We start from the raw sequence: 26,000 nt of genomic DNA, 5'->3' as shown, positions 1-26,000 counted from the left end.
AAGTACAGAGGCAAACATGGCAAGTTACTTAGTTACTGGAGGCTGTGGCTTCATTGGTTCACATTTGGTTGAGTCGCTGCTTGCCGACGGTCATCACGTTCGAGTGATTGACGATCTTTCGACGGGTTCTCGCGAAAATGTTCCTCGTCATTGTGAACTCCGCGTGGCCGACATTTGTCAACCGGGTGTCCTTGAAGACGCAATGAAGGAAATGGACGGGTGTTTTCATTTAGCGGCGATTGCCTCTGTAGAACGTTCAAATCAACAGTGGGTTGAAACGCACGAAGTGAATTTAACGGGCAGTATTCGCGTGTTTGAGGCGGCGAGGGTGGTCAAAACGCCTGTCGTGTATGCGTCTTCGGCGGCTGTTTATGGTGATAATGCCGACATGCCTTTGTCCGAGCGAGCAGTGCTTCGCCCATTGACCGCCTATGGCGCTGATAAGTTAGGGTCTGAATTGCATGCGCGTGTTGCGTCAATGGTGCATGGCGTGCCAACGACGGGTTTGCGATTCTTTAATGTATTTGGTCCTCGACAAGACCCAAAATCGCCCTACTCTGGCGTGATCTCGATTTTCGCAGACAAAGTGATGGATGCAGAGCCACTCACCATTTTTGGTGACGGAGAGCAAACCCGTGACTTTATCTATGTGGCAGACGTCGTGCGGTTCTTGCGCGCAGCCATGAAAGAAGTGTCTGTGACACCTGAAGTGTTTAATGTATGCCGAGGGGATGCCCTGTCGGTCAATCAATTGGCCACAATATTGATGTCACTAACAGGAACGACCGTTGATATGGAATACGTACCAGCGCGTCGGGGTGATATTCGCACATCCATCGGCAGCCCTGCGCGCGGGGCGAAAGAATTGACTGTGGTTGCCCAAACTTCTGTCACACAGGGACTGCGTGAACTACTGAGTTATCTGGCCAATGGCAATCATACTCAGCGGTCGGCTGGGTAATCAGTGCCGTGTTTAAGGTCATCCCCCGACTTAACCGACAATAAACATAAAAACGCCGCGACGAAGCGGCGTTTTCTACTTTTCTGCGTGGTGCGTTTACCCGCTTAGATGCTATTTTGAAATTGTCACTCAGGCTTCATCGGTTTCCCACGCTTGCTTCTTACGATACAGCGTCGATGGGCTGATTTGTAGCAACACGGCCGCTTTGAGCACATTGCCACCACAATGGGCGATGGCTTTTTGAATGGCTTCGCGCTCTAAATCACAGAGTGGACGTATTCCGTCCTCTGCATCGGGTGATGAGATTTGATTGTCTATTGCGTTGGCATGGTTGACGGGCTCGGGTATCGCCAAATGTGCCAGCGATTTGATTTCCTGATCGCTTAAGGTTTCATTCAATGGCGGCGGAAGTTGTTTTATGCTGACTGCATCGCCATCATGCAAAACCACGACGTTACGAATCACGTTTTGAAGCTGACGCACGTTACCCGGCCAGGGGTAATGGCGCAATACCACTTCTGCTTCGGGCGTAAAGCGCGAGAATTTCTTCCCTTCCTCTTTGGCATAGGTCACCAAAAAGCTCGTTGCAATCAACAAAATGTCATCGCCACGTTCGCGCAAAGGCGGCATGGCTAAAGGCACAACATGCAGTCGGTAATAAAGATCCTCACGAAAACGCCCAGCGGACACTTCTTGAAGTGGGTCTCTGTTGGTGGCGCATAAAAAACGAATATCGGCGCTTTCTTCTTTGCTGGCCCCCACTTTTTGGAAGCGCCCGGTTTGAATGAAGCGAAGGAGTTTCTTTTGCAGCTCTAAATCCATTTCGCAGATTTCGTCGAGAAACAGCGTGCCGCCTTCAGCTTGAGAAGCCGCCCCTTTACGTTCATTGCTGGCACCCGTGAATGCCCCTTTTACATGGCCGAAAATTTCGCTTTCCATCAAATCGTGGGGGATCGCACCACAGTTGAGTGCAATGAAAGGCGCGTTGGTTCGAGGGCTTTGGTGGTGAATGGCTTCCGCACAGACTTCTTTGCCTGTGCCGCTTTCTCCTGTAATAAATACAGTCGCTTTGCTGGGGGCTGCAGCATCAATAATGCGATACACATTTTGCATCGGCAGGCTGGAACCAATGAATCCTTGATAGGTATTGCGTTCGAAGTTGCTTTGGATGTCTTCAACCAACCCTTGAAGTCGCGTGCGTTCGAGCTGATTTCTAATCGTGGTTTTCAGACGCTCAGCACTGACGGGCTTTTCGAGAAAATCCACCGCGCCTTGGCGCATTAAATCTACGGCGGTATTGACAGAGCCATGGCTGGTCACCACGATAACCGCGCATGGGATTGCCTGCTCGTTGATCCACTGGAGGATTTTCTCGCCGGACATGTCCGGCAGTTTGAGATCCAGCAAAATCAAATGAGGTGTCGAAACCTGAAGGTGATCAAGTGCAGCTTGGCCGGTTCCAAGGCAAGTAAGCTCAATGGGCTCGTTGGCAAGGTACTGCATGTAAAGGTTCGAAAGAGGCTCCGAATCTTCAATGATAAGCACGCGATACGTTGACTTCATGTGAAAAGAATCCCTTTTTTGCTGTCTGCCTGCGTCATACCATTTGTGGGTAAAGGAGACGTAACGTTATGTTAATTATTTATATTCAGTGTAAGACAGACTCGTTATGTACGCGGTTTATTTCTTGGTGTTGCTCTGTTCAGTAAAGCCGAGAAGCATTCTTTCTTCTAATGCACTTAACGATGCTGGCGCTTCTTTTCCTAACGACGAAGCGATGTCTAAGGCTTGTTCATAGTTCTGATTCATGCATTTTTGTTCTAGTTCGCGACAAAGGCTGCACAGTAGACTGTTGCCATGAGACGCGGCGCTGCTGCCTAAGGTGTGCGCCTCAAACTCCAAGACGTAATAGTCATGTTGAGCGGCTGCATCCGCGATCTTATCGATGCGTTTTTTTGCGTCAGTGATGTAAAAAGCGATCAGATTTGGCACCACGTCAGCGGATGTGTCCTGCACCAATTGGTTTAAAGTACCCTCATTCACCATTTCTTGGCTGGCTGCAAGTGCAGCGTTTGGTTCATCTTGCTCAGGCGCAATGACCATGTCGTTCTGACTCAGAGCTACCGTTTTGGGTTGCCAGCGTGCGAGACAATCTAGAATGGCCTGTCGAGTAAACGGTTTTGAAACGAAATCATCCATGCCCACTTCGAGAAAGTGCTCTTTATCCCCTCGGATAGCATGCGCAGTCAGTGCAATTATCACCACATTCTTGGCCTCAGAATCGAGGGCACGAATACGACGGGTTGCTTCCATTCCGTCCATTTCTGGCATTGAAATATCCATTAATACAATGTCATAAGGAATGCTGGAAACGGCTTCGATAGCCTCTAGTCCATTGCTCACGATGTCGGCTGATAGTCCCGAAAACTCCAGCATGGTTCTCAGCACGATCTGATTGGCAGGGTTGTCTTCCGCCATCAATATACGGATATCTTTTGCAATCGACGCATTGATGGGAAGAGGTTCTGGTGTGGTGACAACACAATCATCTTGCAGCGCCAGGTCCAAATTCAATGCAAAACTAAAGACGGAACCCTTGCCGAGTTCGGTGACAACCGACAATTCCCCTCCCATTAGATTGACGATTTGTTTGCAAATCGCTAGGCCCAATCCACTGCCTTCATGCCCGCGGTCATAGTTACCTTCGGCCATAGTAAATTCGTTGAACAGTGTTGGGAGGTGGCTGCTATCGATGCCGATGCCAGTATCCACCACGTCGATTTGTATCTGACTATAGGTGGAACTTTGATGATTACACGTCAGCGACACAGTGACTGTGCCGCGCTTGGTATATTTAACGGCGTTGGACAACAGATTAAGTAAAACTTGTCGGATCCTGTCACCATCACCAATGAGGTATTGCGGTGCTGAGTCAGAGATTTTAGCCGTGAGTCGTAGGTTCTTTTTCTCAGCTTGAGGGCGCATGATGTCAATAGTTTGATGAAACAAATCAAATACATCAAACGGGTTTTTCTCAAGCGTTAGTTTACCTGCTTCCATTTTAGAAAAATCGAGGATGTCATTAATGATGGCTAAGAGGAGTTCGCCTGATTCACGCGCAGTTAGCACCAGTTTCTGTTGTTGATCAGTGAGCGGCGTTTCTTTTAGTAAACCGAGAACGCCAAGCACACCGTTCATGGGGGTGCGAATTTCATGGCTCATGGCAGCAAGGAATTGACTCTTGGCACGGTTAGCATTTTCAGCCGCTTTTTGTGCTTCTAATAGAATCTGCTCCGTGTCTTTTTGCTCAGTCAAATCAAAGAAATGTGCCACGTAGTGGGTTAACTGTTCGCTTTCATCTTTGACTGCCGTGATACTCATACGAACCGGAATGACACGTCCTTCTTTGTGAAGAAACGTAATCTCACCTTGCCAACTGTCGTTTGCTAATAGTGTTTGCCATATTCTTTTGTGAAACGCTGTATCGTGAGGATTAGCGGTCAGTGAGCGCGGTTTTTCACCTTTGACTTCTGTCCCTGAGAAACCAGTTATCTTGGTAAACGCAGGGTTGGTGCGAATGATGTGCCCTTTACTGTCGGAGATAAACATGGCTTCTGAGGATTCAAAGGCATGGGCGGAAATTTTCAGTTCAGTCTGATCTTTAAGTTGTTGTGTGATGTCGCGAATGTAGGAGACGAAAATGTGCCCTTGCTCGGTCTTGGCGGGCGAGATGGAAATTTCGATAGGAAATTCTCGCCCACTTCGTCTTATGGCCGACAACTCAATACGTTGATTGAGAACGGGACCTTCTCCCGTAGAAAGGAAATGACGCATTCCCTTAATGTGTGCTTCGCGCATGGCTTTTGGGACGATGGTATCCGCCATGGCTTTACCTACCACTTCGTGGCGTTCCCAGCCAAATATCTGCTCTGCTACGGGGCTAAACTCAATGATAATATCGTTGTCGTTCGCCACAATAATCGCATCGTGTGACGCGTTATAAATGGCTTCGTTTTTCTCTTCAATCTGACGTGCTTCACTGTAGGAGTATTTTTGATTTTTAAGCGAAGCGTGTAATTCGTTATAGCTGTTGTCCAGCTTCTCGCGCATTGCGTTGACCATACTCACTGTTTCGCTGACATCATCTTGATAGAAAAGCTGAAAGTGAGAAGGGGAATCTGACGTGTCACTGACATCGTGCAATTGCCGAAGTGGGCGAGTAACCGCAACCATCATCATGTGGATCAAAATAATGGAGAGAAGACCGACGCCAAGCGTTCCCCAAATAAGCAAATGTTCAGAGAATAAGGCGACTGGCGTGGGGGCATGATCATAGAACCCAATCACTACCCAACCTTTTGGGTTACTGACATCGCCAATTGGAGCGCTCCTCGTGGCTAGTTCGCCGGATGCGTCCTTATTTAATTGACTGTACGCAATTACATTGCCGTATTGTTCAACGCTGAGAAACGTGAAGCTTTCTTCTGCGATCACACGATTTGTGAAGGCTTTTAGCCCCACCAGATCTTCATTTTTGATGTAATCGTGTGCTGCAGCTGCCGTAATGTTAGCGATCTGCTGAATATGATTGTCGGGAACGTCAGCGTTGGTTTCGATATGACGATTAAAAGACATGACAATCAGCGCCATGAGAACAAAAGTGAACGCGCAAACGGTGACAAACACAGTTTTAAGGTTGATATTCAGAGCGCCTCCTCATTTGCAGTTTAATTATTGATACTTAAGTGTCAATTTGAAGATGTCTGCGCTTTTGAGTTTAGACCAGTTTGAGTGCTTATATTTTTTCCTGCGGTGCGATTTGGAGCAAAATCAGCGTCGCATCGTCTTTGTGTCGCTCGCCGTAATGTTCAAAGGATTGCATGACCGCCTCAGTTGCTTCATGGAGGGGTAACGCCAGTGTTTGTTGCAGGGCCTCCATCACTTTATCGGTGAGTTTTTGACGCGCAGCGTTGTCTTCGGCGGCTTCAAAAAGCCCATCAGTATAAATGGCGATTCGCTCTCCCTCTTTGACGTCTAATGACAGCACCTCGTATTCTGCGCCATACAATACGCCGGGCAGAATGCCGCCTATGTCTAAGGTTTGTACGTCGTTGGCCGAGACTTTGATGGGAGCAGGGTGGCCGGCGCTGGCAATTTGCATATGGCCGTTATTGAATAAAGCGATTGAGCTGCAGGTGAGGATAACCTGTGACAATAAGTTATCTTCAAGGGCGCAGTCTGAAAGGCGATTAAGCAATGTTGCGCAAGGGTCATCTTCCTTTTCGACCTGATACATTAGGCCGCGAAGGTAGCCGCCGTAGGCGTATGAGAAAAACTTAGCCGCCACGTCATGACCCATGACATCTGCAACGTTGAGCATGAGAAAATCGGGGGTGTCGCGGTATAGCACCAGATCGCCGCCACCTATTCCTGTGTTTCTACTCGCAACTGCCAACTCCCAACCGTGTGACGACCGAGGTAAAGAAGGAGTGAGCGCGTTCGTGATTCGCTGATTAATTTTGTTCGTTAATTGGCGGTAGATTTGGTCGGATCGATTCAATACACGCTGCACGCTTTGCATGAGTGACATTTTCGCCACGGGTTTGACCATGTAGTCATCAATGCCTAATCCCAGCGCATTGTTTCGTGTTTCTGGGTTGTCGGAAAACGTTAAAAAGATAAAAGGTGTAAGCAGGGTGTTGGTATGTTCATGGAGTGCTTTTTTGAGGCTTAATCCGTCCATGCCTGGCATGCGAATATCCGAGATCACGAGGTCAACGGGGTGATGCAATAAAAACGCGAGCGCTTTCTCGCCGTTTTCCGCCTCAAAAATTCGATAGTGTTCAGAAAGGTAAGCACTGTATAAACGGCGTTGACTGTCATCGTCTTCGACAATGAGTACGGTCGGCTTGGTCGTGATCTGTTGGATAATCCATTTCAGCGTTAAACGGTTGGTGCCAAACGTTGTACGTTTGGTGTATTCCATATCATCCGTCAGGCTTTGTATCAGCGCTAATCCCCTACCTCCCTCTTTTTCCTCAAACGTATCTAAGGTTTGCACTCTATTTGGCAGCGTTGGGTTCCAACTTTGACCATCATCGGAAAGGTGCAATAACCAAGACTCGTTTTGGCACTCCAATGCCACATCAATGAACGTGGGCTGTGGACTGGCATGATTCACCAAATTGGCCGCAGCTTCTGCAAAACACAGCTGAATTTTGTTGGAAAGATGATCACCAACCCCACGCTTTTTGAGTGTTTCACCAATTTCTTTTCTGGCAGAGCTGACCTTTTTGAGCGTAGCGGGACGACATTGGATATTCACAACCGACACCATGACTAGATCTCCAACGACAACAGGTGGCTACTTAATATGGCTTTTCTTAGTCGCCCTGCAAGTTTCGGCATGCGTTTAGAGATACGGCCAATTTCGCGCAAGATTTCGACTTTCAGAGACGGATTGTCTTTATCGTTGAGTACGCAGCCCAGTAAATGTGCGCCTGCATCATTGAGCTTTTTCACGGATTCAGAAGCTTGCGCTTCCGTGGTTTGTCCGGTCATAACGACCATTATGGTGCCGTCTGCGGCAGCGGCGACTCGCTCTGGGGGAATATTATTGGCATTGAGGCGTGAAATTGGCGAGGTATCAAAAATGACAAGGTCGAAATCTTTGTGCCACTGCTTTACATACTCTTCCAATGAACCAGGACGGCGTAACTCCATGATAGTTTCGCGTTTAGATGGCGCGATGATACCTGTGAAGTAAGCGTTTTCGCCTGAAACGCCAACTAATTCAGGACTAGGAAGCTGGTGGTTATCATAGGTTGTGACCGTCATGCCTTGGCTTTCAAGGCTGGGATGATAAAGATTTAAATCCACCACCAGTGTGGATTTTCCCGCCAACAGCGATCGGTGTGCAATGGCACTGGCTAATGACGTTACACCTTCACCAGACTCTGTCGCGGTGAGTGCGAGGGTTTTGTAGTCATTGCGAACAATCTGAAAGTAGATTCGCTCAACTTCAACGTTCCATGGAGGGATAATCATTACAGTATTCCTATCAGTGCGGCGATGCCGACGAGTTGGAAGATGTCCGTAATACCTTGACGGATTTTCTCAGCAGTACTCTCTTCTTGGGTAGGCACGTAAACAGTGTCACCCACGCGCAAGACGGGAAGGTCTTGGAAGCGCGCCGTACGGCTAAACTCCGACAGGTCAAAGGTGCGAGCTTGATCACGACAGCAGGACATATTGACGACCGTGATTTTTTCAATATAAGCATTTGAGCTTGGTCCACCGGCTTCTGCCAGCAAATCTAAAATGGTCATGTGGTCATCGAAGTCATAACGACCGGGACGGCTCACTGCGCCAAGAACACGAATGGTTTCTTCTTTAGGGCGGTCCAACCAATTGCCGTCCTTTTCAGGGATGTAAATCGTGTCACCAATATTCACTTCAGGCAAAATTGTGGCATCGCCCGTTTCGAAAAACAGGGCGAGATTAAGTCGGCTTACGCGAGCCACCTTGCCATCAAGATGGGTGATGCGAATGTTGTGTATATCAGCTGATGCGGTTGGGTCATCAGCGGCGGAGAGAATATCCAAAAAGTGCATCTCTTCCGTGAATTTATAGCGCCCTGGTGCGCCGACTTGACCAAAGACATAAATCGATGTGTCTGAACTTTGGCGAACCCATTTTGCTTTGTTTTCCGTGGGGTCGTCAGGAAGATCATGTACACGTATCGTAGAGCCAGCATTGACTGGGGGTAATTCTGAATCGGACAGACCGTCGCGAATAAAGGTGTCGAGGTTAAACACGAACACCTCAGATTTTGTGGGAGAGACAGGCGTGACCACTTCGATCTTGCTGGTGTCAGCGCGTGATGTTGGCCCCCCTACGTGGGCAAGTAAATCCAGCAATGACATCTCACTCGACCATTCCACGCGGCTTGGGCGTACCACTTCACCGAGCACGCGTACCGCTCTGTCAGGGGACACTTTCAACCAAGATTTTTCATTCATGTCGAGTTTTTCAGGAACGAAAATGGCGTCACCCGGCTGCACTAGTGGCAGTGGACCCGTCAGTTTTCCTTCTGAGAATAACGTCAGATCGAAGGGCACCGTGTTGCCATTCGCTTTAATAATGCGTATCTGCCGGCTTTCAGCAAAACGAGTTGGGCCACCGGCATTGGCGAGAATATCGATAAAGGTCGCGCCTTCTTTGCCTTCATAGGCGCCGGGCTTGGCGACTTCACCCATCACATAAACTGTGTTCGAACCGGTTTTGATTTCTTCTTCTTGTTTAGGCACAAAAATGGTGGAACCTTCAACAATGTTGGGCAGTAAGTTTTCGTCGCCGCTGTCCAGGTACTGCTTCAGATTGAAAATGCGAGGCTTGCTTTGAGATATAACGCGAATTTGCTCAACCGCCGCAAAGCGAGTTACGCCGCCCGCGCGCATGAGTAAATCCACTAAATTGTTTTCTTCTTTGGCGGAAAAACTGCCGGGGCTAATGACTTCGCCAAATACTTTAATGGCTTTTCTGTCCTCGGCGGCGTCACCGGAATCAGCCAGTTGTGATGGGTCGAAGCTTTGTTCAACATTACCCGTCATCGGGGAGGCAGGAATAAACAAAGTATCGAGCGACTTGAGGTCGGGTAACAAACTGTCATCGCCCGAATCTAGGAACTTTTTGTAGTCAAAGATAAGGATTTCTTCACCACGACGAAGCTGAAAACGGTCGAGTTGTGCGCCGGGGCGAAGCCCTCCCGCCGCATACAGTGCCATTTGAATGGACGCGTTATCTTTTAGGGTGAATTCACCGGGTTCGGCCACATACCCTTGAATAGTAACAAGAAGCTGGCGTTTGCTCACGAATACTTGAAGGGAAGACAAATCGCGGATCACTGAGCCTAGTGTTTCTTGCACCGCTGCGGACAGTTCGGTTTCTGTCATGCCTGCAGCTTCAATCATGCCGACTTCGGGCAGTGTTAGGCGGCCTTGGCGGTCAATTTGAAACTCTTGATTAAGCGTGACTTCACCCGGCAACATGATGGCGATCTGATCGCCAATTTGCGCTTGATACTCTTCTGCATGTGCACTGATGACACTCAGCATTGAGAACAAGATGAAAGTCAGGAGGCGTTTCATTGTGTGCCTCCTAGGCTATTGTTGGCTTTTGAGCGTTCAATCAATTCTATGGACACGCGACGATTGACGAGACGTTCTTGCGGGGCGTGGCCTTTGAATAAAGGATCGTTAGCGCCGACGGCAGCGACGGTTAACCGTGATGGCGCAATGCCAAAAATCTGCAAATATCGTTTTACTTGATTGGCTCGAGCAAGTGACAGTGCTTGGTTTGCTGCTTCATTACCCACGGAGTCGGTATGACCAGTAATGTGCAGCGAATACTGTGGGAGTTCTCGAAGCAGATGCGCGGCTTCGGCCAAGTGACCCATGTATTTGGGGTTTACTTCTGGTGAGTTAAACGCAAATTGGTTATCGATATTGAGTAGTGCATCAATTTCTGTCGCCAGCGCCGCAGATGAGGCATAGCTGATGTCACCTGGTGGGCTGCATGCGCCGCTATGTTTTACGGCATCGAGTTGTTTTTCAAGACGTTCAAGCGCAGCGCGTTGAATAATGAGGTCGTTAGCGGCGTCGAATTCTAGGTCACCGTGTAATTCTCTAACAATGCGGTCTTGCATACGACGAGCTTGCAATACAGTGGCGGGGAAACAGAGTTCGGCACCTTCTAGTACCAACACATCTAAATGGCGAGCGGATAATTCCCATTCAAAACGCAATCCATGCTCTGGCCCCAATGGTTGGTCGGCTAAAACCGGAGAGAGCGCTGAATAGTGATGCTCGGCCATGCCACCTTGACCGTGATCGGGAAACATTGAGCAACCCGATGACAGAGCTGTGAGGGTGATGAGCGCGACAATTTTTCTCATGACGTTTCCCTTGTCAGGTCAGCGTGCAATTAACTAGTGGGTGCGGCTTCAACTGAAATGGCGCTGTTAATACGCAATAGTTGAATGATTTCCATAGGCTGACCGTGAACATGGGTAAGCGCCAAGGTTTTTCCGCATGCTTTCAATCGTTTAAACAGGAACACAATGGCACCAATGCCGGAACTGTCTAAAAAGTCCACTTGGCCGAGATTTAACGTGATATCTGATAAAGGGTCTGCGCCTACCAGCGCATCGAGTTCAGGTTGAAGCTCACTACAGCCTTGAGCATCCATGTCCCCTTGAATGAGGATGAGAAGGGAGTCATCAGGTTGTTGGATACGTTCGATTTGCATGTTGTATGGCCTCTCCGTTATGAACACATGTTCTTAAGCGAAATACATGCCAAGTATTTTTATTCTTATTAAACATAAGGATAGATTTACTTGTTCATGAGAGGACAGGGGGTTTCTCATTCTGACAATGAAATTGGGAAAAGCTAATTGGCCATTTCCCTTGTTTCCATTCTCAATATCGAACAACGATGTTAGTGACATGTCAGTATCTTTAAAAGTAATCACCTGTCCATTTTTAAAGATAGTTTCAAACTCTCAAAAGCGACACTTAGTTATGCTCGAAAAAGCGCGTTATGCCTTGAAACTGATATGTTTTCGTCCTGTCCAATTGGTGATGACATCAATCATGGTTTGTTTGTTGACGGGTTTGGCGAGGAAATCATCCATGCCTACTTGTCGACATTTGTTTCTGTCTTGTGCGCTGACATTGGCGGTCATGGCGAGAATGGGCGTAGTACGTCCTTGTTCATTGAGTTCACGAATCACTTTGCATGCGGTGAATCCGTCCATTTCTGGCATCTGTAAATCCATCAAAATGATTTCATAGTGCGTATTTTCGATGGCTTTAATCGCTTCGTTACCGTTGCTTGCTATTGATACCTTGAATCCAGCGTTTTCTAACATAGCCTGTGCCACGAGTTGGTTGGCGGGGTTATCTTCGACCAGCAATATGGTGGTTTCATTTTCCGTTGTGGTTGCTTTGAACGCTTTGCGCTTCGTGTTTTCTTGTAATAAATCTTCGGGGTAGCGCATTTCACAGGGCAGCGTAATGGTGAATACGCTGCCGACACCTACTCTACTTTCGAGCGTGAGTTCGCCACCGAGTAACTCAACCAAACGTTTTGAAATCGCTAGCCCCATGCCAACACCACCATAGGTACGAGAAAAAGTGGCGTCCTTTTGTTTGAACGGTTCGAAAATAAGGGTTTGGTACGCAGGCGCAACCCCGATACCTGAATCAGACACTTGCAGCTTCAGGCCTTGGGATATAGGTGACTCATGGTCAATTCGATTTCGCCTTCTTGTGTAAACTTGAGCGCATTGCAGATTAGATTTGTGAGTATTTGGCTGATTTTCCCTTTGTCAGTGACGGCGATGAATCGATGATTGAGGCGATCATCAAGAACCATGTCGATGTTTTTAGCGCGGGCATTTTTTTCAAACATCGACATCACGTTTTTGCCTAAATCTCCGACGTCAAATTCTTCGCTAAAGACTTCAAGCGCGCCAACATCAATTTTGGAGTAATCGAGGATGTCATTGAGCTGACTAAGCAGCAATTTGGCAGCGTCATTTGCCATTTTGGTTAAAGGCTTACAATGCACAGGTAACGTTTCTTCGTTCAAAATGTCGATAGCACCCAAAATAGCGTTCATCGGGGTACGGATTTCATGACTCATCGTGGCAATGAATTGTGATTTAGCAATATTTGCAGCTTCAGCGGCTTCTCGGGCGAGCTTTAATTCTGCTTCGCGTTCTTGTTGTCTTTTTAAGTGAATGTCCAAGTCTTCCACGCATTGGTTCAATCGAGACATTTCATCGTGTGCCGACGAGTGATAGTCGTTCGTTTTTGCAAAGCCGAGCAGGCGGCGGTTAATACGCGAAAGTGGGCTGAAAATGAGAAAATGAGAAACAGCAAATATCAGAAGACTCAGCAACAACAGGGTTAATGCCACGTAGCCACGGATTTGATTCCCGTGCTGTGTGATGTCCTGCAGCATCTGTTTTTTGCTCATGGATATTTGCATAGAGCCCATATACTGGCCCTTTACACTGACGGGATTGACAAAATTCATCGCCATCGGGTTGTCATCATGCGGCTTGTCACCCCATTGGCCAATTTCGACGCCTTGGTCTGTGATAATGGAGACATAACATAGATCAGGATAATGTTCGGCCATCAGCAACAGTTTTTGATTTAGTGTACCGGGTTGCTGCGTCACAATATCGTCTGAAAGTGCGGAAATCAGGGCAGAGAAATTTGCCCGGATCTGCGTGTTCATGCGGTTTTCGAGGTAATTGCGTTCAAACCCTCGAGCTGCTTCACCAGCCATATAACTCAATCCTGCAGTCAGCACGAGGACAGAGGCAATGTATTTAAGCCAAAGAGGTAAACGCTTCATAGTAAAGACTCCTTTAACGCAGGTTCGGTTTTGAATATTTGTTTCTGCGGGTTTCATTGTTTGATGGATGAACCTCAGTCGGGTCGCTCCCTTCAGTGTTGGGTTCTGTGTCTTGTTCCCCTGTCGCTACCAGCGATGCTTCGGTTGTTTTGACGTAGTGTGCAACTGAGGCGGTAAGCGCGACGAGAATGTAGATAGGCCAAGTAAACCCTTGGGTCAGAAAGGTGCCTGATACGCAAAATGCGACCATGCCTGAAAATAGTCCTTCTGAAATACAGCGCACTACCGGGGGGTAAACATTTGGTTTTTGGGTCACGAGATAGACCGTTTTTTGCGCTGAGCGAAACACGATGAATGTCATGCTTAAAAACGCAGCCAAACCCAAAAATCCGGTTTCACCCAATACGCCGAACCATGTGCTGTGAACCGCATGGTTAAGCCCATCCCAATGTGGGGAATAGAAGAAATAATTGAAGTAGAAATTGTTCAATCCTACGCCAGAAAAAGGGTTGTCGACGGCCATAAAAAAAGCAGCTTCCCAGGCATACAGACGGCCTTTTGCGGATTCGTCTAAACCTTCTTCTTCTGCACCGCCGGACTTACGGCCACTGATCCCTGCTGCGATAAACAGAATAAAACACAGCACACCGCCGACACTAAACAGCAAGGCTTTCGATTTGACGCGTCGCCATGCAATGGTGCCGAGTGCCGAGAGGATACCTAAGATCCCGCCGCGGCTTTGTGTGGCAATAATGGCTGAAAACAGCGCAATTGCTGTCAGTAAACCCAAGAAGCGGGCTTTTTTCGGTAGACCGTCTGTGATAGCAATGCTGACCGCAAAAGAAAAAGGGAACAGAAGTACGAGCGCCAAATCGTTAGGGTCACCTAATACTGAGCCAATATCTCGACCGACGGTCACCCGCGTTTCTTCCACCATCCCAATGCCGTTCATTTTGTTAAAAAGGGTGACCAGTGCGACCGACATGCCCGACGCCACGATCATAACAAGAGCATTTCGATAGTGCTTGGCATGACAAAGCAACCACGCCAAAGCGGGGGTCATGATGCCGATTTTGACGTAGGTGTTTTTGTAGTAAGCAAAGGCTTCACCGATATTGCCAGAGAGCGGAATACCGATAGTGACGAGCGCAAGAAAGACGTAAAAAGCGTTAAGTTCCTTGCTGTGGAACATCTTGATTTTACCGCTAAGCCCGATGTGCCAAGCCAATGTGGTCAGTGTGCCCAAAGACAACATCAGCGGAATTTTTAGTGAATACAGTTGAGGGAACGCTTCATGGAGGCGAAAGAAGGAAAAAGCAATGAACAGTAAACCCAGTAAAACAGGTTGAGACAGGGTGATCAGAAGGGCCAGCGGGACAAGGCCAATGGCGATAGGGATGACAGGATGAGGAATGATAAACCACACCACACAAGACAAAGCGACAAACATCGCTGTGACGTGCACAAAATGGGTTTTCATTCGCGTTAGCAGCAAGTTTTGCTGTTCGCTCAGCCAGTCAAGTAGTTGCATTACCCGCACTCTTCGTGATTCATACACGGTTATAGCAAAGAGTGTGCCACTTACTGATCTGAAATTTAATTCTATGAAATCAGTTAATTATAAATTCACAGATGTAGACAGAAAAGAAAACCACGCATCAAGGGCGCGGTTTTCTTATTTTGACTGTCAATTCGACAAACTAAACGAACATGGGGGATTTTCCGAATTGGCGTAACTTATTGCGGATGAATGAGACGAATCACCAACGCGCCCGCAGCACGCATGGATTCTACATTGTGGCTGAGTACCACTGCTGAGTCAGGCGCGCGATACTGATGTACTTCTTCACCAAAGCTGTCGTATTGAACGGCAAGGAGTTGATCGGTTTCTACATGCTGCATCAGTGAAACTTGCGGCAAAATAAAGCCACCTTGAATGGCACGAAGACTGGTGACGCGCGCACTTTCAATGGCGGGGGTTATCGCCTGAGGCATTTCATCAAGCAGATTATAATGCTTGAAAATATTCATCGCGCCATCGACTGCCCGCGTGACCATAACAGTGTCGGTATAACGGCCCACGCCAAGTTCAACCGTGATGCTTGGAATATTGTTTTCATTCCACACGGTTTCCAATATACCTGGGTCACCCGGGTCGTCCAAAATCGCATCAGGATTCATCAATCGCGCCATGTTGACAGCATCAGCAATGCGAAAATCTGCAAATGCATACAGCGGGTAAACGGTGCCGGTGGTTTGGGTATGCAGGTCGATCGCGAGTTCTGCGTTTGGCTTCATCAAGTTGTGCCAAATCGCATGAAGAAAACGCTGTGGCTCATTACCGTCAGCATTGCCCGGGAAGTGGCGGTTGAGGTTGCCACAGGATACATCGGGATCAGACGAGAAAAAATCGCGGCTGTGGTTAAGCATGCCGGAGAGATTCAGTGTTGGAATAATGGTTATGCAGCCAGCGATTTCTTTGTTTTTCAGCTCTCGGGCAATGGCTTGCGCTGCCAATACGCCGTTGTATTCATCGCCATGAACGCCCGCAGTAATGACAATCTTCTTGCCTGCTTTTTCGCCTTTAAATACCCAGACAGGTAAGTGTTGCGATTGGCCTAATGCATTGGTGGCTGCGCGGAACCAGAACTTATGTTGTCCTGCGTCTAGCTGATTGACATCTAATGCGCTGATCACGGCCAGCCCGTCGATTTGATTACCTTCAATAATTGTTGTCATACTGCGTGTCGCCATACTCTATTCAGGTCAAAAAAAGGCGAGATGTCTATCTCGCCCTTGTTATTCATTTATTGCCTTGGGCATGCTGCGTTGATGCTAGGCAAAGCCCATCATGTGCGCGCCAATTACCGTGACACTTGCGATGGTAAAAAGCAACAGCATAAAGCGCCAAACAAATCGTGCCCAGTTGCCCCAATCAATACGACATACACCCAGTGTCGCCATCAAAGATGCCGACGTCGGCACAATAATGTTGGTAAAACCATCGCCCAATTGGAAGGCCAGTACCGCGACTTGGCGTGTTACGCCTGCAATGTCGGACAACGGAGCCAGTAAAGGCATGGTGAGTGCTGCTTGCCCAGATCCTGAGGTCACAAAGAAGTTGAACACAGACTGGAACACATACATCAACCAAGCCGCCGCTGCAGAAGGCAATTCACTGATTGCGCCCCCGGTATTGTGCAAAATCGTGTTTAGCACGCTGGGGTCGTCTGAACCGCCACCAAGAAGCAGTAACACGCCCTTAGCGAAGCCAACCAGTAAAGCCGGTGCGAGCATGATACCAGCGCCTTCTTTGAATGCGTCAGCCACATCATTGAAGCGCATGTTGTTGAGCTTAAAAAGGATAGCGATAATGGCGACCACAAAGCCCATGGTGAAGAACTGGGATGCGATTTCAGGAATGTACCATGCATGCATGACCACACCCCAGACAACCCAGATGGTGGTCGCAATCACTGTCAAGATCACTAACGTGTCGCCAAAGCCCCAACGCGCTTCGTTATCTTCTTGTGCTTTGTCTTTCAAATACGCATCAGATTCGAAACTGTAGGAAGCTTTCGGGTTGGCTTTGATTTTGGCGGCATACATCATGGTAAAGGCAATACCAATGAGGGTGAAGCCTGCCCACATCGTCATGCGAAATGACATGCCTGACAGTACAGGAACACCTGCAATGCCTTGTGCGATAGCCACCGAGAATGGGTTCATCCACGAGGTAGCAAATCCCACCTGCGTGGCGACATACGTGACCATCACCGTCGTGATGCCATCATAGCCAAGACGAACCATTAATGGCGCAATGATAATGGCAAACGCGACGACCTCTTCTCCCATGCCGAATACGGCCCCGCCAAGTGAGAACAGCGAAAATAGCACAGGAATAAACAGCGCTTCACTGCCTTTGGTCTTGTCGATGAGCTTCAAGATACCGTTATCAATGGTACCTGTGCGCATGACAATGCCGAACGCACCCCCGATGATCAGCATGAACATGATCACGCCAATCGCTGAACCCCATTTTGAGCCAGAAACCAGACCTTCAAACGGGAAATTCATCAAGCCAATACCACCGCCCGATGCGAAGAATTGTACTTGGTTGTAAACCGAATCTCCGTTTTCGTCAGTGACCAAACGAAAAGACTCAGGGTTGATAACGGTGCGTGTTTTTTCAGCGCCGTCGACCATGAAGGAAACTTGCTGGCTGTCAAACTGACCCACAGGGATCAGATACGTCATTGCAGCAGCGAAAAGGCCAACGATAAAAATCAAAATTAGGGTGTCAGGCATTTGCCATTTTTTCTGATCAGACACCCCATCTTGGGTTTGAACATGTGTTTGAGACATTCCATCATTCTCAAAATAAAAGGGGCATAAAATGTCGTTAAATACGAATAAAAAGTCAAAGCATTTCATTTGTTGTGGAGAGGTAATTCACTAATCCTTATTTTCGCTCAAAAAGCAGAGAGTATGACTGATTAAGGATTGAGCGGTGTGATGGATGAGTTGCGATAATGCATAAAGAAAAAGAGAAAAAGAGAAAAAGAGAAAAAGAGACAAAGAGGAAGAAAGTAGAAAAGAATGGCTCGACTAGGTAAGACAATGGGAAAACCTGAACAAGATACTGACTGAGAGAAACGTGCCCTCAGCCAGTATTCATTGAAATTAGATTATCGAAAGGAGAGCTTCGGCGCTTTCATCACCAAATACACCGCCAGCGCACAACAGGCAAAGCCGATCAATGTCGCGCCGGAAAACGCTTCATCAAAAAACAGCCAGCCTTGGATGGCTGCCAGCGGCGGAACAAGGTAAATGTATGACGTGACTTTGGATGCCGCACCTTGACCGACCATATAGAGATACAACAAGACAGCCACAACGGAAAGCACGAGGACGGACCAAATCATCGTCAGAGTAAAAGTGAGTGTCCATGTCACCTGGAAACCTTGAACGAACCAAACGACAGGCAAGAATACGACAGCTGCCGCGACATATTGCCACATGGCCGAGGTCACCAAGTTCATACCCTGACAAAAGCGTTTTTGGTACAAGGTGCCGAAGGTAATACCAAGCAGTGCAGAGCCAATGAATATGTAGGCATAAAGCGGTTGCGCATCCATACCCCAGCTCATTTTCCCTTGTACGACAAAAGCAATCCCAACGATGCCCGCAACAAGCCCTAGCCATTGCGAGAAGCTGAGTCTTTCCTCCGAGGTATTCACGACAATCACCGCAGTGAGAATAGGCTGAAACCCTACCAGCAAGGATGACAAGCCCGCAGGCATCCCTAATTGAATGGCGGCGAATACGCCACCTAAGTAGAACCCGTGAATCAAGAATCCGGACACCAGCGCATGAACAAGCAGCTTTCCTCTGGGCATAATGGGTCTCATCACGGCCAGAATAACCAAGAACACCAGCACATTTAGAGCCATACGAATCAAGAGAAACGTGGCTGCGTTCGAGTCCAGCAGGCCAAATTTTGCGCCAATAAAACCCGTACTCCAGAGCAACACAAATATAAAAGGGATAGAGCTTTTTAACATCAGTTGGCAATCCTTTGCGAAGACAAATAGCGTGAATGCGACGTGCAAGAGAGTGATTAGAACGTATCTGTTGGAACGCTACAACCCAAGAAAGATTTAACGACTTGAAGTGATGGGTGTGATTTGGTGATGCGTGTGGATCGCTTTGCCCCAAAGTGGCTTTGCACCAATAACTTGTGTCGGTGATGTCGCTTGGTGTTCGACGGTAGGCTTGTTGTAGTTACTGAACCAAAATTGGTGTGTCAACGTAGAAAATTTATTTCTAACGGGATGTTTCACGATGACATTAAGCCACGAAAATCAGTCCAGAATCATTGAGATGGCATGGGAAGATCGGACACCTTTTGAGGCAATTGAACAGCAATTTGGTATGAACGAATCGGACGTGATTCGTTTTATGCGACAGCAATTAAAACTCAGTAGTTTTAGGCTTTGGCGTTCGAGAGTCTCAGGGCGCAAAACGAAGCATGTAAAGTTACGAGGCGCTGAGGTCAGTCGAGGCTATTGCCCTTCCCAATATAAGCTCAGGTGAAAACATTTGATTGACTGTGTAATCTGCTCCTCCACTTACCGCTGCTATTGCGCGCCCAAGTGAAGGGAAGTGTGGTGATTTGAAATTGAATTCCGGTCAGAAATCAATAATTAAGCGTCAGCCTTGGCTGCGTTTCCCATTGTTTTTTTTAACCCTCGATTTTTGTTTAGCTCAATTTTGTAAGCAGAAAGCAGGGTAGACAGATCATTGACCTTAATCTTGCATTCTCCGTTGGTGTCAATGGAGGCAATAGCATCTTGGTTCAGGCGAGCAAGTGTCTCTCGCATTGCAGGGGTATCAGTCGTTATCGGCATATTATTGATTATCATGTTAATATCGGGCTATTTAAGCAGAAAGGAAGGATGAAGTTTAGTCCTTTGTTTTAAGGGCGACCGAGTTTGCAGAATATTTAATCAAAAAGCGGGAAGTTGAGCCCAATCTCTCGTCGAAAGTGATCAGGCTCAGTCTGTATTACTCTTGAACGGGGAAGATAATGTCGTTGATGTTAAACCCTTTTTCCTCTGCAATGGTTAAGAATTCTGCCAGTAGTGCGTCAGAAACGGTGGGTGTACGAGCTAAGAGCCAGAGGTAGTTTGTGTTGTAACCAGACACGAAGGCGTAGTCGTAGTCTTCACCCAGTTCGAACACCACGTAGGATGAAAAGAAAGGACCAAAGAAAGAGACTTCCAAATGCGCGGTATCGCGCTCATCCACGAAATACGCTCGCCCTTCTGCATCAGACCATTCTTGATCTTCTGTGTTAAAACCACGGTTTAACACACGGATACCCCCATCTTCTCGCACTGAGTATTCGGCGGTGACATTGCTTAGACCACGCTCGAAGCTGTGATCGAGACGAGCTACCTCATACCATTTGCCAAGATAGCGCTGTTCGTCGAACCCCGTCACAGGCGTCACGCCGTCGGGAACGGATTGGCAAGCAGTGAGTAGCAGCAATGAAAGTACGGCGAAAAGGGTTCGAATCATCATTTTTCTTCTTGTGTTGTGTGTGAGCATTCCGGTGTTAGCCAATACGGGCTTAATCTAATACTACGGTAGCGAACATCTTCAGGATCAGTCGGTTAACCCTTCTAGCGCTTCATAAATGAATGCTGCCAATGCTGCATGGCCTTGCGCATCTATGTGTAAACCGTCTATCGGTGAGGCTTCACATACTTGACCTGCGTCTAGGAAATAGCAGCCTTCTTCTTCTGCAACGGTGTGGAAGTAAGACGCTAATTGCAGTGATTTCTCTCTCCCATTGATAAAACCAGACGCCCATTTATTGGCGTCATGCATGGGCGCGGGAGAAACGATGAGGATCTGCGGTGCAGTTTGTCCTGCATTGTCGGTTTCGCGAACCTGACCCACTAACTTTCGAACGCCTTCTGCTATCCATGCTGGCTCTGATGGGTATTGAGATTTGAGATCATTCGTGCCAAGCATGATGACAACCCAATCCAGCGGGCGATGGGTCAGTAAGACCATTGGCAAGGCCGCGCTGCCGTCACGGTGAGGTTTGAGCGCGTCATTCCACATGGTGGTGCGTCCGTTAAGGCCTTCTTCAATCAGTGTCCACGCCGTTGGCTTTTGCGATTCGTCATTGAGGTGTTGTTGAAGTCGTGATGTCCAGCGAACGCCATCAGGCCATCGCTCGCCATTGGAAGGGTTGTATCCCCAAGTGTTTGAATCACCGAAGCATAGGATCCGTGGCATAGCGTTTTTTCTCCGTTTAAAAGTACTTGGGTATAAAGCGAAGCATTTAGAATATCGCCCATTCAAGAGTAGATACCGTCACAAGATAATATTCAACTGATATACCCAAGTAACTTACGGTTATTGTTGAAATAGTTACGCGATCCTTTCTTCTTCATTGACCCGCATCAAGCCAATTTCCTCGCGCTTACTGTCTACTTAGGCTCCCGCAAGCTCTCGCTGAACACGCATCTTGAGATGACTGGGGTTTTCGCGCTTCAGGAGAGCAAAAAGATTAGAAAGTGTCGCAAATGAAGAATATCGAGTACGGGCAAACAGCCCATACTCACAAGCAGTTCGAGTACAAATGACCAATAATCATAATAATGCAGTACTGGCAGAATTAACTATGACAGTGTTACCTCCTCCGGGCGCACCGGATATTGAAATCGCGCGAGCAGTAAAACCTTGGCCCATCTTCGAAGTGGCTCAGCGTAAACTTGGCGTCGCTGCACACGCGCTGATTCCTTATGGGCATTACAAAGCCAAACTGGATTTGACGCAGCTTGATACCCGTAAAAAGCAAGGCAAGCTGGTATTAGTGACCGCGATTACACCGACACCTGCTGGTGAAGGAAAAACCACCACCAGTATCGGGCTGACCGACGCATTAAACGCCATTGGCGTGAGCGCCAGTGTTTGCTTGCGTGAACCGTCACTTGGGCCATGTTTTGGCGTAAAAGGCGGCGCGGCAGGTGGTGGGCGTGCACAAGCTATCCCAATGGAAGATTTGAACCTGCACTTCACGGGGGATTTTCATGCCATTACTTCTGCCCATAACTTGCTGGCTGCGCTGATTGATAACCATATTCACTGGGGCAACGAGCTTAATCTGGATTCACGTCGTATTTCGTGGCGTCGTGTCATGGACATGAACGATCGCGCGCTTCGCCATACCTTGGTTGGTTTGGGTGGACCTGCTCATGGTCAGCCACGTGAATCTGGTTTTGATATTACTGTCGCGTCAGAAATCATGGCGATCCTTTGTCTTGCTGATGATCGAAAAGATCTCCAGCGCCGACTCGGAAATATCATCATCGGGCGCAACCGTGACAACAAGACAGTCACGGCACGCGAGCTAGGCGCTGATGGCGCAATGACGGTGCTGCTCAAAGAAGCCATTCAACCGAATTTAATTCAAACCCTTGAGCATAATCCGGCGTTGATCCACGGCGGTCCGTTCGCCAATATTGCTCATGGTTGTAACTCGGTGATGGCGACACGCACCGCGCTCGGTTTAACCGATGTCGTGGTCACAGAAGCCGGCTTTGGTGCGGATCTGGGGGCTGAAAAATTCATTGATATTAAGTGTCGATTGTCAGGTCTAAAACCCGATGCTGCGGTATTGGTGTGTACTGTACGTGCTTTGAAAATGCAGGGTGGTATCGGCAAAGGCGACCTTGATGCGCCAAATGTTGAGGCTGTCACCAAGGGTGCAGAAAACCTCGTTCGTCATATCGAAAACATGCAGCAGTTTGGCTTAAACCCGTTGGTGGCGATTAACCGATTTCCAACAGACACCGACGAAGAACTGACGGTGATTAAAGAAGTCTGTTTAGGATTAGGTGCGAAAGTGGAAGAAGCGCATCACTGGGCGGAAGGCAGTGCGGGCGCAAAAGCCGTCGCAGAAGGCGTTAAAGCGATTTTGGACAGCGGCTCGCCAGAGGTGAAGTTTCTCTACGAAGATGCGATGCCGATCGACGAGAAAATCCGCACCATTGCCACGCGCTTATATGGCGCATCGGATGTGCAATTCAACATTGCTGCGCAAAAACAGTTAGATGAAATTCATCAACAAGGTTTTGGTCATTTGCCTGTGTGTATCGCGAAAACGCCTTACAGCTTTACCGCAGATCCTCACATGCTGGGCGCTCCGACGGATCATGTTCTGCCCGTGCGTGAATTGCATTTGATGGCAGGTGCAGGGTTTGTGGTAGCCATTTGTGGTGATGTGATGACCATGCCTGGCTTGCCGAAACAACCCGCAGCGCTGAGTATTTCCTTGGATGACAATGGCGAAATTGTGGGTTTGTTCTAGCGCTCCTACCGTCAAATACTTAGCCTGTAAGCTGCGATTTGAGTAGCTCACGCTAAAAAGTCACAGATAGCGCCACCTTTCGTGGCGCTTTTTGTTACTTTGAACAGCGGTATTAACGGCGGGCGGGATCTGTCGTAGTCTTGGTTCCACACACGGAGCACTGACACAAAAAAGGACAGAGACATGGCCAAGCAGGACCCTTCATATCACTATCAGCAACGACAGGTTGAGCTTGATGCACAACGCCAGTTACGTATTGGCGATGGCAAAATCAGCGGCTATTTGTCAGTCATGCTCGGTGCATTGTCATTGCTTGCGGTGCTGGCCTATCTGTTTCCTTCTTATCTCACTACCACCGAACTACGCAAAACCTATGACGCCGAAAGCCTGCAACACATACTGAAATACGGCATGTATTTTTCGTTGTTCTTTGGGGCAATGACGCACCTACTGAAAAAATGCCGCAGGTTGGGTTGTTTGGGAATTTCGTTGACTCTCATTGCGTTCGCATTGGGTGGTTACACCGTGCCGGTTGGCCCCGTTGAACCGAAAGCGTTATCGCTCGGCGTAGATTGGTTAATCCTTGCGTTTTTGGGCTCTGCGGTGGTGTTTGTGACACTGGAAAAGCTGTATCCGAAATATAAAAATCAGGTGATTTTACGCAAAGAGTGGGAGACGGATTTTCTCTATTTCTGCTTCAACCATCTCGCGATTTCCGCCATCCTGATTTATGCCAACTACCATGTGAGTCACTTTAGCTGGGCGGTGAGTGCTTCGTTTCAAGAAACCATCCAATCGCTACCTGTGTTTGTTCAATTTGTGTTGATTCTGGTTGCCGCTGATTTTGTGTTGTACTGGGAGCATCGTTTGTTTCACGAAGTGAAAGTGCTTTGGCCTGTGCATGCTGTGCATCACTCTGTGGAAAATCTTGATTGGTTGGCAGGTTCACGTGGTCATTTTCTGCAGGTGTTTTCTGAGCGCGCCATGGTGATGGTGCCGCTGTATTTGCTTGGCCCATCGGAAGCCGCCTTGAATGCCTATGTTGCATTCGCTGCGCTGCAAGCGGTGTTGATCCACTGTAATACGCGGCTGCATTTTGGTGTGCTGAAATACATCTTCGTGACGCCACAGTTTCACCATTGGCACCACAGTTCAGAAAAGCCGGCGATTGATACCAACTACAGTGCGCATTTGGTGGTGTTTGATTGGCTGTTCGGCACCATGCACATGCCGGGTAAACACTGGCCTGCGAATTACGGCACGACCAAGCCATTGCCGAAAAGTATTCTGGGGCAGATCTTGTATCCCATTACAGCGTGGAAAAAGAACAAATAGCAAGATTCACGTTGATTCACAAAGCGTCAAAAAAAAGCCCAAACTCTGCGTTTGGGCTTTTTGATTTGAAGTCTGTGCGAGTCTACCCGTCAGTCACCAAAGCAACTGACATTACAGTTTGCTGTGTGTTGCCAAAATCGCTGCCAACATGTCGTTACCGAATGCCGCACTGCGGGCAGGAGACCAGCCATACAGCGCATCAGCGTGGCTGATGTGATCTTTAAATGGCATTTCAACGGTGTAAGCTAAACATTTGAATTGTTCTGCTACCCAGTTTGAACCCACAGTTAGGTTGGCCGTACCTGGTGCACTTTTCGGGTAACCGAATTCGTCTTGGAACTCAGGGGTGATGGTCAGCAGGGCTTGCTTGAAGTGATCTTCGAGCGCCGCCAATTCTTCGTTGTAAGAAGGAATGCCTTCACTGCCCGCGACAAAGTTATACGGAATGGCTTCATCACCGTGAATGTCCAAGAACATATCAACACCCGTTTCTAGCATGCGCTCGCGCACGTAGAACACTTCTGGACTGCGCTCGACCGACGGTGTTTGCCACTCGCGGTTGAGGTTTACGCCAATCGCGTTGTGACGCAAGTGACCGCGAATGCTGCCATCTGGGTTCATGTTGGGTACCACGCGGATCACCGCGTTGTCGATCAGGGTTTTTCCCACGGTGTCGGTTTCATCAAGCAGGCGCAACAGCAGCCCTTCAATGAACCATTCCGCCATGGTTTCGCCCGGATGCTGACGGCCAATCACCCAAATGTTCTTCTTGCCTTCTGCGGGCTCGCCGATGGTCAACAGACTGATGTCGTTGCCATCAAGCGTGGTGCCAAGGGTTTCAAGTTCGCACGCATAGTGAGATTGCGCACTGTGCAGTAAGTCTTGATGACGGTCGTAAGAGTATGGCGCGAAGTAGGCAAAATACATGGAGCCACTTTCTGGGATAACAGAAAAGCGCAGGGTGTCGCCATCAAACTCGGCAGGAATACGGAACCACTCATTGCGGTCATAAGACGCGACAACATCGTAGTCTTTCCACCCTTCTGGGTAAGCCGATTTTGCTAAGTTCAGAATGTTGAAATCATGCTGTTCTTGCGACGTACTTTCTAGTCGAAAGTGGAACCACTGGGATATCTCGGTTTGGTTATCCGCAGGAATGGTGAGCTGAATATCGTTAGGCGTATCGGCTTTAACGATGTGAATATTTCCGCTTTCGAAATTGCTGAATATTTTCATTTTTGAATGTGACGTTTTTGTGTGAACAGTCAGTAAGATTATCACAGTTTTCGGCGTCCTAAACCTGCAATCCACCCCCGATATGCGTGGGGCAATTTCCCCTCTGACGCAAACCCGCAACAAGCTGTCGCAATCGCACCGCCGAGTT

The 26,000-nt window shown here is 48.2% G+C and carries 21 protein-coding genes; 4 read left to right on the top strand and 17 right to left on the bottom strand.

Going from position 1 to position 26,000, the window contains the following annotated elements; genetic code table 11:
* Positions 1–16: 16 nt before the first annotated feature.
* Positions 17–961 carry an NAD-dependent epimerase/dehydratase family protein gene (locus AC3CIC_RS20330; RefSeq protein WP_488516006.1) on the top strand — a complete coding sequence of 315 codons (945 nt, stop codon included), beginning with the start codon at positions 17–19 and terminating at the stop codon, positions 959–961.
* 129 nt (positions 962–1,090) lie between these two features.
* Here the strand turns inward: AC3CIC_RS20330 and AC3CIC_RS20325 are convergent, their stop codons facing one another.
* From AC3CIC_RS20325 to AC3CIC_RS20265, 13 genes are all read right to left on the bottom strand, one after another.
* Entirely contained in the window at positions 1,091–2,524 is a 1,434-nt protein-coding gene (locus AC3CIC_RS20325; RefSeq protein WP_488516005.1) for a sigma-54-dependent transcriptional regulator, read from the bottom strand.
* Between the two features lie 117 nt (positions 2,525–2,641).
* Positions 2,642–5,596 carry a PAS domain S-box protein gene (locus AC3CIC_RS20320; protein WP_488516004.1) on the bottom strand — a complete coding sequence of 985 codons (2,955 nt, stop codon included), beginning with the start codon at positions 5,594–5,596 and terminating at the stop codon, positions 2,642–2,644.
* A 160-nt stretch (positions 5,597–5,756) separates the two neighbouring features.
* Positions 5,757–7,286 carry a SpoIIE family protein phosphatase gene (locus AC3CIC_RS20315; protein ID WP_488516003.1) on the bottom strand — a complete coding sequence of 510 codons (1,530 nt, stop codon included), beginning with the start codon at positions 7,284–7,286 and terminating at the stop codon, positions 5,757–5,759.
* 14 nt (positions 7,287–7,300) lie between these two features.
* The gene (locus AC3CIC_RS20310; protein WP_394208974.1) at positions 7,301–8,008 is read right to left on the bottom strand and encodes a P-loop NTPase family protein; all 708 of its coding nucleotides are present in this window, start codon (positions 8,006–8,008) and stop codon (positions 7,301–7,303) included.
* Positions 8,008–10,110, bottom strand: a complete 2,103-nt coding sequence (locus tag AC3CIC_RS20305; RefSeq protein WP_488516002.1) for an SLBB domain-containing protein — start codon at positions 10,108–10,110, stop codon at positions 8,008–8,010. The genes AC3CIC_RS20310 and AC3CIC_RS20305 overlap by 1 nt, the downstream gene beginning before the upstream one ends.
* Positions 10,107–10,916 (bottom strand): OmpA family protein, encoded by an 810-nt coding sequence (locus tag AC3CIC_RS20300; RefSeq protein ID WP_488516001.1) that lies wholly within the window; start codon positions 10,914–10,916, stop codon positions 10,107–10,109. Before AC3CIC_RS20300 ends, AC3CIC_RS20305 begins: the two co-directional genes overlap by 4 nt.
* 29 nt (positions 10,917–10,945) lie before the next feature.
* On the bottom strand, positions 10,946–11,269 hold the full coding sequence (locus tag AC3CIC_RS20295; protein ID WP_488516000.1) for an STAS domain-containing protein: 324 nt from the start codon (positions 11,267–11,269) through the stop codon (positions 10,946–10,948).
* A 291-nt stretch (positions 11,270–11,560) separates the two neighbouring features.
* The gene (locus AC3CIC_RS20290) at positions 11,561–12,235 is read right to left on the bottom strand and encodes an ATP-binding response regulator (protein ID WP_488515999.1); all 675 of its coding nucleotides are present in this window, start codon (positions 12,233–12,235) and stop codon (positions 11,561–11,563) included.
* A gap of 8 nt (positions 12,236–12,243) precedes the next feature.
* A complete protein-coding gene (locus AC3CIC_RS20285; RefSeq protein WP_488515998.1) occupies positions 12,244–13,392 on the bottom strand; it encodes a histidine kinase dimerization/phospho-acceptor domain-containing protein in 1,149 nt (382 codons plus the stop codon).
* Between the two features lie 13 nt (positions 13,393–13,405).
* The gene (locus tag AC3CIC_RS20280) at positions 13,406–14,923 is read right to left on the bottom strand and encodes an O-antigen ligase family protein (protein ID WP_017003825.1); all 1,518 of its coding nucleotides are present in this window, start codon (positions 14,921–14,923) and stop codon (positions 13,406–13,408) included.
* A 206-nt stretch (positions 14,924–15,129) separates the two neighbouring features.
* Positions 15,130–16,146 (bottom strand): succinylglutamate desuccinylase/aspartoacylase family protein, encoded by a 1,017-nt coding sequence (locus AC3CIC_RS20275; protein WP_488515997.1) that lies wholly within the window; start codon positions 16,144–16,146, stop codon positions 15,130–15,132.
* A gap of 81 nt (positions 16,147–16,227) precedes the next feature.
* Positions 16,228–17,757, bottom strand: coding sequence for a putative basic amino acid antiporter YfcC (gene yfcC, locus AC3CIC_RS20270; protein WP_488515996.1), 1,530 nt, complete (start codon positions 17,755–17,757; stop codon positions 16,228–16,230).
* Positions 17,758–18,080: 323 nt separating this feature from the next.
* Positions 18,081–18,956, bottom strand: coding sequence for a DMT family transporter (locus AC3CIC_RS20265; protein WP_488515995.1), 876 nt, complete (start codon positions 18,954–18,956; stop codon positions 18,081–18,083).
* 280 nt (positions 18,957–19,236) lie between these two features.
* Between AC3CIC_RS20265 and AC3CIC_RS20260 the strand changes: the two genes are divergently transcribed.
* On the top strand, positions 19,237–19,488 hold the full coding sequence (locus AC3CIC_RS20260; RefSeq protein ID WP_488515994.1) for a TIGR03643 family protein: 252 nt from the start codon (positions 19,237–19,239) through the stop codon (positions 19,486–19,488).
* 110 nt (positions 19,489–19,598) lie between these two features.
* Here AC3CIC_RS20260 and AC3CIC_RS20255 read toward each other — a convergent pair whose 3' ends face one another.
* The 3 genes from AC3CIC_RS20255 to AC3CIC_RS20245 form a co-directional block, all read right to left on the bottom strand.
* On the bottom strand, positions 19,599–19,802 hold the full coding sequence (locus AC3CIC_RS20255; RefSeq protein ID WP_488515993.1) for a hypothetical protein: 204 nt from the start codon (positions 19,800–19,802) through the stop codon (positions 19,599–19,601).
* Positions 19,803–19,959: 157 nt separating this feature from the next.
* Positions 19,960–20,478, bottom strand: a complete 519-nt coding sequence (locus AC3CIC_RS20250) for a lipocalin family protein (protein WP_488515992.1) — start codon at positions 20,476–20,478, stop codon at positions 19,960–19,962.
* An 84-nt stretch (positions 20,479–20,562) separates the two neighbouring features.
* Positions 20,563–21,204 (bottom strand): SGNH/GDSL hydrolase family protein, encoded by a 642-nt coding sequence (locus AC3CIC_RS20245; protein ID WP_488515991.1) that lies wholly within the window; start codon positions 21,202–21,204, stop codon positions 20,563–20,565.
* A 346-nt stretch (positions 21,205–21,550) separates the two neighbouring features.
* Here AC3CIC_RS20245 and AC3CIC_RS20240 point away from each other — a divergent pair, with 346 nt between their 5' ends.
* Both AC3CIC_RS20240 and AC3CIC_RS20235 read left to right on the top strand, forming a co-directional pair.
* Entirely contained in the window at positions 21,551–23,281 is a 1,731-nt protein-coding gene (locus tag AC3CIC_RS20240) for a formate--tetrahydrofolate ligase (RefSeq protein ID WP_488515990.1), read from the top strand.
* A 183-nt stretch (positions 23,282–23,464) separates the two neighbouring features.
* Positions 23,465–24,616, top strand: coding sequence for a sterol desaturase family protein (locus AC3CIC_RS20235; RefSeq protein ID WP_488515989.1), 1,152 nt, complete (start codon positions 23,465–23,467; stop codon positions 24,614–24,616).
* A 111-nt stretch (positions 24,617–24,727) separates the two neighbouring features.
* On the opposite strand, the gene AC3CIC_RS20230 is transcribed toward AC3CIC_RS20235, so the two are convergent.
* Positions 24,728–25,852: a M14 family metallopeptidase gene (locus AC3CIC_RS20230; protein ID WP_371732819.1), complete on the bottom strand. Its 1,125-nt coding sequence runs from the start codon at positions 25,850–25,852 to the stop codon at positions 24,728–24,730.
* Positions 25,853–26,000 lie beyond the last annotated feature (148 nt).

The sequence above is a fragment of the Enterovibrio sp. QJM3NY_24 genome (genome assembly GCF_057786035.1).
Note: the sequence above shows the minus strand (reverse complement) of the source record. Positions and strands in the feature narration are given on the sequence as shown.